General features: G+C 72.0%; 5 protein-coding genes and 2 pseudogenes. 1 reads left to right on the forward strand and 6 read right to left on the reverse strand.

Annotation, left to right across the window (positions count from 1 at the left end; all coding sequences use genetic code 11):
- The 5 genes and pseudogenes from G3I42_RS10610 to G3I42_RS10635 form a co-directional block, all read right to left on the reverse strand.
- Positions 1–475 (reverse strand): annotated as a pseudogene (locus tag G3I42_RS10610) (hypothetical protein); the annotation flags it as partial.
- 237 nt (positions 476–712) lie between these two features.
- Positions 713–1,600, reverse strand: a complete 888-nt coding sequence (locus G3I42_RS10615; RefSeq protein WP_164284695.1) for an S-methyl-5'-thioadenosine phosphorylase — start codon at positions 1,598–1,600, stop codon at positions 713–715.
- 386 nt (positions 1,601–1,986) lie between these two features.
- Complete coding sequence (locus G3I42_RS10625) at positions 1,987–2,316, reverse strand: FmdB family zinc ribbon protein (protein ID WP_164284698.1); 330 nt, start codon at positions 2,314–2,316, stop codon at positions 1,987–1,989.
- Between the two features lie 99 nt (positions 2,317–2,415).
- Positions 2,416–3,801, reverse strand: coding sequence for an MFS transporter (locus G3I42_RS10630; protein ID WP_164284701.1), 1,386 nt, complete (start codon positions 3,799–3,801; stop codon positions 2,416–2,418).
- 246 nt (positions 3,802–4,047) lie between these two features.
- The gene (locus tag G3I42_RS10635; RefSeq protein WP_203606634.1) at positions 4,048–6,357 is read right to left on the reverse strand and encodes a potassium/proton antiporter; all 2,310 of its coding nucleotides are present in this window, start codon (positions 6,355–6,357) and stop codon (positions 4,048–4,050) included.
- 439 nt (positions 6,358–6,796) lie between these two features.
- Between G3I42_RS10635 and G3I42_RS10645 the strand changes: the two genes are divergently transcribed.
- A complete protein-coding gene (locus G3I42_RS10645) occupies positions 6,797–9,709 on the forward strand; it encodes a penicillin acylase family protein (protein WP_203606631.1) in 2,913 nt (970 codons plus the stop codon).
- Positions 9,710–9,891: 182 nt separating this feature from the next.
- Here the strand turns inward: G3I42_RS10645 and G3I42_RS37495 are convergent.
- Positions 9,892–10,000 (reverse strand): annotated as a pseudogene (locus G3I42_RS37495) (5-formyltetrahydrofolate cyclo-ligase); the annotation flags it as partial.

A 10,000-nucleotide genomic window follows, 5' to 3' on the forward strand; every position in this document is an offset into this window, starting at 1 on the left:
CGGGCCCCGGCCCGGAGGCGGCCTTCGCCGGCGGAGCACCGGCCCCCGGCAAAGGGACCGCGACGAGGAGTCCGCCGCAGAGCGCCAGGAGCGCGAGCGCCAAGCCCCGGCCCGGGAGGCGCCCGGGCCACAGCCGGCCCAGTCCCGCACGGCGCACGGGCAGCGGCGGGAAGAGCGGGACCGTACGGGTCGGCGGTACTTCGCGCCCCGGCGGCCCCGTCCCCGTACCACCGCTGGAGCGGGTGCCGTCCCGCGCGTTGTCGTGGACGTGGTGTCCCGCGAGCTCGTGCGTCGTGAAGTCGTCCCCCGCGAAGCCCTGTCCCGGGGGCTCGGACCCCCGGAAGTCTTGCTTCGTGAAGGCACGTCCGAGGGACTGGTGCTCCGAGGTCTCGTACCCGAGGCCGTCGGCTGCGAACGGCGCCCGCGAGGGGTCGCGCGGCAGGGAGGAAAGGGCGGCGGGAGGCGTGTACGTCATGGTGTGCGGTCCGTTCGTACCGGGGGATGGGCCCGGTGGTGACACGGGACGCGCCACCACCGCGTCCGCCACGTGGCCGGCCGAGCGTCGGTACGAAGCGGACAAGCACACCCTGCCCGAGCGGACTGACACTCGATGACCGCCTGTGGATAACTAGGGGCTTGCCGAGATATCCACAACCCGAACGAGTGAGCGTTTTTTCCCGGCTCGACACGGACCGCCCGATGTGTTCTACGGTTACGGCAACGCGAACCCGGGGTCCCATCCCCCGAGGGCCTTCGTGCACAGGCAGGCCCGGTCCTCCGTAGCCGGAAGATCTGCCACGACGTCGAAAAGGACCGTCCGCAGTCGGTCGACGTTCGCCGCGAAGACCTCCAGCACATCCTGGTGCGAGACGCCCTCCCCCGTCTCGGTGCCCGCGTCCAGGTCGGTGACCAGCGTCAACGAGGTGTAGCAGAGCTCCAGTTCACGAGCGAGCATCGCCTCCGGATGCCCGGTCATCCCGACCACCGACCAGCCCTGCGCCGCGTGCCAGCGTGATTCGGCACGGGTGGAGAACCGCGGACCCTCCACCACGACGAGCGTTCCGCCGTCCACCACGTCCCAGTCGTGCCGCCTGGCCGTGGTGAGGGCGACGGACCGTCCCGTCGGGCAGTACGGATCGGCGGGGGAGACGTGCACGACGTTCGGCACGGCGCCGTCCGCACGTGGCTCACCGTCGAAGTAGGTCTGGGCCCGGCCCTTCGTACGGTCGACGAACTGGTCGGGCACGAGCAGGGTGCCAGGACCGTACTCGGGTCGCAGTCCGCCCACCGCACAGGGCCCGAGTACCTGCCGCACGCCGACCGAGCGCAGCGCCCAGAGGTTGGCGCGGTAGTTGATGCGGTGGGGCGGCAGGTGGTGATCGCGCCCGTGCCGGGGCACGAAAGCGACCTGTCGGCCCGCCACCTCGCCGAGGAAGAGGGAGTCACTCGGCGGGCCGTACGGAGTCTCGACCGAGACCTCCGTGACGTCTTCGAGGAAGGAGTAGAAGCCTGAACCGCCGATGACCCCGATATCGGCCCGGGGCCCCGAGGGGCCCGCGGCACCGGGCACAGCGGGGCTGGTGGAGGTGGTGTTCGACATGGCGGCACATTATCGGGACACCACCAGGAACACGTCCGGGCCCCGCCCCTCCGGCGGAGCGGAGGAACGGGGCCCGGACGAGGAAGCGGATGGTCCGTCGCCGTCACTGCGGGGCCGGCTCTCGATGGGAGGAGTCGGCGATCCCGGCCGAGGCCGGAGGCCACGCCTACGCGCGAGCCAACAGGTGACGGACCTGTCCGCGACCAGCAAGCAAGTCTGCCCACGGCCGGGGAACTGCTCTGCCCACGGTGGGGGGGGGCGGGCGGTTAACGGCATGGAAACCAACCCGTCCACGCCATGGGGAACCGGCCCGTCCACGGTGCGGGACCGGCCTGTCCGCACCGCGGGGGACAGGCCCGTCCGTGGCGGGCGACCGCAGGCAGGTCTCAGGCGGCGGGTGCCGGCGAGGTGCTGCTGGAGGAGCTGCTGCTCGACGAGCTGGAACCGGCGTCCGACTTCTTCTCCGCCGCGGGCTTCGCGGGGGTGTCCGAACCGGTCGAGGCCGAGGGCTTGGTCGCGGGGGAGCTGCTGCTCGACGCACCCCGGCTGTCATTGCGGTAGAAGCCCGAGCCCTTGAAGACGATGCCGACAGCGGAGAAGACCTTCTTCAGGCGGCCCCCGCAGTTCGGGCACTCGGTGAGCGAGTCGTCCGTGAACTTCTGGACGGCCTCCAGGCCCTCACCGCACTCGGTGCACTGGTACTGGTACGTCGGCACTTGCTTCCTCCTGGCACTCTGACTCGATGAGTGCTAACGACACTCCATAGTGACGTATTCCGCGCCGTCAGTCCACTGCCGACGAGTCCCGGTGACCGATCACACGCCTGACACGGGCACCTCGGCGGCGTCTGCCGGGTCGGCGTCGGCCGGGTTGGCGGTGGCCGGTACGAGTCGCTGGCGCAGGAGTGCCAGCGTGAGGAGGGCGGCCAGGGTGCCGAGGGCGGGGACCAGGAACCCGGCCTGCGAACCGTGCGCGTCCGCGAGCCTTCCCGCGGCCGTCACCGCCGCCGCCTGCCCCAGCGCCACCGCGCCGGTGAGCCAGGTGAACGCCTCGGTCCTGGCCCGGGCCGGCACCAGCGCGTCGACCAGGGTGTACCCGGTCACCAGGGAGGGTGCGACGCAGAGCCCCGTCAGGAAACCGACCACGGCGAAGAGAGGAACGGAGTGCACGGCCCACAGGGTCGAGGCCACCACGGCGAGGGCCGTGTAACCGACGAGCAGCCGGCCGTGCGCCGGCCGCTTCCAGGCGATCGCGCCCACGGCGGCGCCCGAGAGCATGTTCCCGCAGGCGAAGATCCCGTAAAGGAGGCCGTTGACGCCGGAGTGACCCGACTCCTCGGCGAAAGCCGTGAGAGACACCTGCATACCGCCGAAGACCACCCCGATCCCGAGGAAGGCCACGACCAGCACCCGGACGCCCGGCACCCGCAGTGCCGAGGGCGGCCTGGTCGTCGCCGTCCGGGACCCCGGGCCGCCCGCGCCCGTCCGCCTCGTGGTGGCCCCGCCGCGTTCCGTGTCACCGTCCGGTCCGGCGGCGGGGTTGTGGTGTGCGCCGCTCGGCAGGCCCGCGCGCTGGGCGGCGAAGAGCAGGCCGCCGACGAGGGTGAGGGTGGCTTCGGCGGCGAGACCGGCGACGGGGTGCACGCCGGTGCACAGCGCGGTCGCGAGGACCGGTCCGATGACGAACGTGAACTCGTCGGTGACCGATTCGAAGGCGGCGGCCGTGGGGAGGAGCGGGCTGCCGGCCAGCTTGCCCGCCCAGCGTGCCCGCACCATCGGGCCGACCTGCGGCACCGACGCGCCGGCCGGGACGGCCAGCAGGAACAGGGCCCACAGTGGCGCGTCGGCAAGAGCGAGGGCGGCGAGCGCGACGACCGAGACGGCGTGGACGAGGACACCGGGGACGAGGACGGTGCGCTGTCCGTGGCGGTCCGCGAGCCGGCCGTTCTGCGGGGCGAAGAGGGCCATGGAGACGCCGGTGACCGCGGCGACGGCGCCCGCGTTGCCGTAGGAACCGGTGGTGTGTTCCACGAGCATGACCATGCCCATGGTCAGCATCCCGAAGGGCTGCCGGGCGGCGAAGCCCGAGAGGAGGAAGCCGGCGACGCCGGGGGTGCGCAGGAGCTGTCCGTAGCCGGGGCGGCGCGGGGGTGCGCTCTTGGGGGAGCCGGGGCCGGACGAGGAGGCGACCGTGGTTGCCACGGCGCACACCTTTCTGCCGCCTGGTAGCGCCTCGACGGAGAGGCACCGAGAGCTGTCCACTCGCGCGGGACTGCGGTAGATACCAGCGCCCGGGAGGGCGTCACGGCCGCCATACGGTCGCGCCAGCTCTGCGTCAGGCAGAGTTGGTCGGTCAGTGATGCGCCCCCATCGTATGACGGGTGCGGGCGTCCGCGCGCCCTCGCAGCCGGGAGCCCGGCAGCGGCGGCGAGGGCAGGCCGTGGCAGCTCAGGCCGGGTCCCGCTCCTCGTCCGGCTCCCCGATCCCGGCCCCCTCGGCCTGGTGTTCCTCCGCCGGGCGGAGGTCCTCCGGTGCGGAATCCCCGGTGTCGGCCGCGTCTCGGGCCGCGTGTTCACGCGCCTTCTCACGTACCGAGGAGGCGGGCGGCATCGGGGGCACGGAGCCGGTGTCGCGCCGCTCGGCCGCCGGAGCCTCCCGCTCCTCGGGCACGAAGGCATCCCCGGAGCGGCCCCCAGCGGCCGATCCCCCTGTACTGGCCGAACCGCCGGTGCCGCCTGTACTGGCCGAGCCGCCCGAGCTCGCGCCGCCGACGCCCATACCGGCTGCACCCATACCGGCCGCGCCACCCGTCCCCGGCCCGTCCGCCGCCAGGCGCTCCGCCCCCGGCCCGCTCGCCGTGCCCGGTTCGCCGTACTCCGCGCGGACCTTTCCGCTGTCGCCGCGCCCGCTCACGTCCGCGGACCGGCTGAATCGCAGGCGGCCCAGTGAACGGCCCCCACCCTGTCCGCTTCCCTGCTCCCGCGTGGCAGCTCCCGGCCCGCCCGCGCCAAACCGCCCGGCACCGGCACGACCCGCACCGGCTAGACCCGCACCCGCCCCGTTCCGTCCTGCACCCGCCCCGTTCCGCCCCGCACCAGCCCCCGTCCGTCCCGCACCCGCGCGTCCCGTCCCCGCGCGTCCCGCACCCGAGCCGGACCCCGCCCCCGAGCCCATCCCCATGCGTCCCGCCCCGGCCACCGCGCCGGAGGTCGCCCCGGACGTCGCCCCGGAGGCGGCCCCCGAGGTCGTGCCCGTGGTCGGGCGGCCCGGTTCCTCGGGGCCCAGCCAGCCCGCGAGCTTGCCGCCGTGGGCGACCGCGCGGAGGCGGTCCTCGGCGGCTTCGCGGACGGGGTCGGTGGCGACGACGAGGAGTTCGTCGCCGCGGTGCAGGGTCGTGGTCGGGGTGGGGACGAAACTGGTGCCCTCGCGGACGACGAGCGTGACGGCGGAGCCCTTCGGCAGGCGCAGTTCGCTCACCTCCACGCCGTGCATCCGCGAGTCGCCGGGGACGGCGACCGACAGGAGGTGGCCGCGCAGGCGCTCCAGCGGCGCGGACTCGACACCGAGGTCCGCGGTCTCGGCGCGGTTGCCGAGGCCCAGACGGCGGGCGAGCCAGGGCAGGGTCGGGCCCTGGACGAGGGTGTAGACGACGACGAGCACGAAGACGATGTTGAAGATGTGCTGGCTGTCCTTGATCCCGCCGACCATGGGGATCGTCGCCAGGATGATCGGCACCGCGCCGCGCAGCCCCGCCCACGACATGAGCGCCTGTTCGCGCCACGGCCGCCGGAAGGGCAGCAGGCTCAGCAGGACCGAGGCCGGGCGGGCGAGCGCGGTGAGGATGAGGCCGATGAGCAGCGCGGGCACCATGTCCGAGGCGAGTTCGTGCGGGGTCACGAGCAGGCCGAGCAGGACGAACATGCCGATCTGCGCGATCCAGCCGAGTCCCTCGGCGAAGCCCCTGGTCGCGGGCCAGTGCGGCAGCTTGGCGTTGCCGAGCACCATCGAGGCGAGGTAGACCGCGAGGAAACCGCTGCCGTGGGCGAGGGCGCCCGAGGCGTAGGCGGTGACGGCGATCGCCATGACCGCGATCGGGTAGAGGCCCGAGGCGGGCAGCGCGACGTGGCGCAGCCCGTACGCGCCGAGCCAGCCCACGGCGAGCCCCACCGCCGCCCCGATGGCGAGTTCCAGCGCGATCTCGCCGAGCAGGACGTACCAGTGCTCGACCGGGCCGGCCGTGGAGAAGGCCACGACGAGGATGACGACCGGCGCGTCGTTGAAGCCCGACTCCGCCTCCAGCGTGCCCGTGATGCGGGAGGGCAGCGGCACCTTGCGCAGCACCGAGAAGACCGCCGCCGCGTCCGTCGAGGAGACCACCGCGCCGATGATCAGCGCGGGCCGCCAGTCGAGGCCCACCACGTAGTGCGCCCCGAGCGCGGTGATCCCGACGCTGATCCCGACGCCCACCGTGGAGAGCGCCGCCGCGGCGGGCAGCGCCGGGCGGACCTCCTTCCACTTCGTGCCGAGCCCGCCCTCGGTGAGGATCACCACGAGGGCCGCGTAGCCGATGACCTGGGTGAGCCGGACGTCGTCGAAGGACACGTTGCCGAGGCCGTCGGTGCCCATGACGACACCGATGCCGAGATAGACGAGCAGGCTCGGCAGGCCGCTGCGCGAGGAGAGGCGCACGGCCGCGACGGCGACGAGGAGGACGACGGCGGAGATGAGCAGGAGCTGGTTGAGGTGGTCGACAGTCAGGGGCCGGTTCCTTTCCGCGGGAGCGGGAACGGGTATCCGCCGGGGCGGATGGGGAAGAGGCGCCGGCAAGGGTACGAGCCGGGCGGAGGGGACGGCTCCGGAACAGAGCCGACCCCGGTTACTTCGTTACCTTACCTAATCGTTAACGGTTTCTTGATGCGTCTTCGCGAACCGGCTCCCTGGCGGGAGTGCGTCTGACCATGCGGAGATACGACCGCCTTGCACCGGAGAAGTCGGCACACAAGGGGCAAGCCGGTCGGGCGGGGGAGTGCTCAAGTGCCGTGTGCAGCGGGGCGAACGGGCCTCCGGGCCCGGCCTCCGCCCCCGTACCGCGTCCTTGGCCTACAGGCGCTGCGCCTATGGTTGCTCCAGCGTTGGGGTGACTCTCCGCCCGGACGATTCCGCCCGCTCGGCCGCTCGAAGGACAGCAAGGACAGCGATGCCCGCGAATACAACCCCCTCTTCCGGTCATAAGTCCGGCAGGAAGAAAGGGCGTCGAGCCCGCCTCCTCGTGATCCTCCTGGTCCTCGTCGTCGTGGCGGGGGTCGGGTACGGCGGCTGGTGGGGAGTGAGCACCGTGCGGGCCTCGTACCCGCAGACGAGCGGGACGCTCCAGCTCAAGGGCCTGAGCGGCAAGGTCGAGGTCCGCCGCGACGCCTACGGGATTCCGCAGATCTACGCGGACAGCGACGCCGACCTCTTCATGGCGCAGGGTTACGTCCAGGCCCAGGACCGCTTCTGGGAGATGGACGTACGCCGCCACACGACCTCGGGCCGGCTCTCCGAGATGTTCGGCGACAGCCAGGTGGACACCGACGCCTTCCTGCGCACGCTCGGCTGGCGGGACGTGGCGCAGAAGGAGTACGACACGAAGCTGTCGGCCGCCACCAAGCGCTCCCTCGACGCCTACACCAACGGCGTCAACGCCTACCTCGCGGGCAAGGACGGCAAGGACATCTCGCTGGAGTACGCCGCGCTCGGCTTCACCAACGACTACAAGCCGCAGAAGTGGGACGCGGTCGACTCGGTGGCCTGGCTCAAGGCGATGGCCTGGGACCTGCGCGGCAACATGCAGGACGAGATCGACCGCTCGCTGATGAGCAGCCGCCTCAGCGCGAAGCAGATCAAGGACCTCTACCCCGAGTACCCGTACGAGAAGAACGCGCCGATCATCCAGGGCGGCGGCGTCGACCCGGTCACCGGCAAGTACGACCCCGACTACAAGGGCTCCCCCGGCGGAATGGGCACGGGCACCGGCGACGACACGTCCACCGGAACCGACGGCACAGGCACAGGTACAGGCACCGGTACGGGTACGACCGGCACCGACGCCACGAACACCGGCGCCACCGGCACCGACGTCACCGGCACCAACGCGACCGGCACCGGCACCACCGGCACCGGCACCACCGGCACCGCCACCCAGGGCAGTTTCGGCTCCACCGACGCCGAGGCCATCAGCGACAAGCTCACCGGCGTCTACGACGCGCTCGACCGCGTCCCCGACCTGCTCGGCCCGAGCGGCAACGGCATCGGCTCGAACTCCTGGGTCGTCTCCGGCAAGTACACGACGACGAACAAGCCGCTGCTCGCCAACGACCCGCACCTCGCCCCGCAGCTCCCCTCGGTCTGGTACCAGATGGGGCTGCACTGCCGGACGGTCTCGGCGAAGTGCCAGTACGACGTCTCCGGGTACACCTTCTCCGGCATGCCCGGCGTGGTCATCGGCCACAACGGCGACATCTCCTGGGGCATGACGAACCTCGGCGCCGACGTCACCGACCTCTACCTGGAGAAGGTCACGAGCGACGGCTACCAGGTCGACGGCAAGATCAAGAAGTTCAGGTCCCGCAAGGAGACCATCAAGGTCGCGGGCGGCACGTCGAAGGTCATCACCGTCCGGGAGACCGACAACGGCCCGCTCATCTCCGACCGCGACGACGAGCTGACCAAGGTCGGCAAGAAGGCGCCCGTCGCGAGCGCGGCGCCCGACCGCGGCGACGGCTACGGCGTCTCGCTGCGCTGGACCGCGCTCGACCCCGGCCGCTCGATGGACGCGGTCTTCGCGCTCGACAAGGCGAAGGACTTCAAGGAGTTCCGCTCCGCCGCCACGCTCTTCGAGGTCCCCTCGCAGAACCTCATCTACGCCGACACCCAGGGCCACATCGGCTACCAGGCGCCGGGGAAGATCCCGGTCCGCGCCAAGGGCGACGACGGTTCGCTGCCCGCGCCCGGCTGGGACTCCGACTACGACTGGCAGGGCTGGATCAAGCAGGACGAGCTGCCCTGGGAGTACGACCCGGCGCGCGGCTACATCGTGACCGCCAACCAGGCCGTCGTCGACAAGGACAACTATCCCTATGAGCTGACGAGCGACTGGGGATACGGCACCCGCAGCGAGCGGATCACCGACCTGATCAAGTCGAAGATCAAGGGCGGCGGGAAGATCTCCACCGACGACATGACCTCCATGCAGATGGACAACAGCAGCGAGATCGCCCGCCTGCTCACGCCGTACCTGCTGAAGATCGACGTCAAGGACCCGTACGTCCGCGAGGCGCAGAAGCTCCTGGAGGGCTGGGACTACACCCAGGAACCCGACTCGGCCGCGGCGGCGTACTTCAACGGCGTGTGGCGCAACATCCTGACCCTTGCCTTCGGCCAGAAGCTGCCGAAGGAGGTACGGGTCGAGGGCGAGTGCCTCAACGTCGAGCCGGCCGGCACCACGGGCCCCGTCGACGAGGACACCCGGGTGCGCGAGTGCGGGCAGCGCGACGCGGACAGCGCGCAGCCGGACGGCGGCGACCGCTGGTACGAGGTCGTCCGCAAGCTGGTGAAGGACCCGAAGAGCCAGTGGTGGTCCTCGCCCAAGACCCGCAAGGACAAGGCGACCGCCACCCGCGACGGCCTCTTCGCGCGCGCCATGAAGGACGCCCGCTGGGAGCTGACCGCGAAGCTCGGCAAGGACATCGACACCTGGAGCTGGGGCCGCCTGCACCAGCTCACGCTGAAGAACCAGACGCTCGGCACCGACGGCCCCGGCTTCCTCCAGCGGATGCTCAACCGCGGCCCGTACAAGCTGGGCGGCGGCGAGGCGGCGGTCGACGCGACCGGGTGGAACGCGGCGGGCGGCTACGACGTCGTCTGGGTCCCGTCGATGCGGATGATCGTGAACCTCGCCGATCTCGACAAATCCCGCTGGATCAACCTGACGGGCGCCTCGGGCCACGCCTACAGCGCCCACTACACCGACCAGACGGAGAAGTGGACCGAGGGTGAGACGCTGCCCTGGGCCTACAGCGACTCGGCGGTGAAGAAGGGGACCAAGGACACGCTGATCCTGGAACCCTGAGCCACCCGCCGCGCAGGAACGGCGGCGGTACGGGTCCGCACGGCGGTAGGGCTGAGGGGCGCTCCCACGACGGGGGCGCCCCTCACCCGTACTCCGCCGAAGGCCGCCCCGCCCGTACGCACGCGGACCGCGCCCGTACCGCCACCGGCCGCGCCCCGCGCCGGCTCACGAACCGCCGCGCCCTACCCGCCGAACCGCCGCACCCCCGCCGGGGTCACCGCCGCGTGCACGGGACGGTCGTGCGGCTCGGCGGGGACGCTCTCGCGCAGCTCGTCCTCGTACAGCAGGACG

It is taken from the genome of Streptomyces sp. SID11385 (assembly GCF_010548245.1).
Classification (GTDB): domain Bacteria; phylum Actinomycetota; class Actinomycetes; order Streptomycetales; family Streptomycetaceae; genus Streptomyces.

What these genes read in the sequence shown, in the direction of transcription:
- G3I42_RS10645 (WP_203606631.1), top strand. Translation starts at nt 6,797, where the DNA reads ATGCCCGCGAATACAACCCCCTCTTCCGGTCATAAGTCCGGCAGGAAG.
- G3I42_RS10615 (WP_164284695.1), bottom strand. Translation starts at nt 1,600, where the DNA reads ATGTCGAACACCACCTCCACCAGCCCCGCTGTGCCCGGTGCCGCGGGC.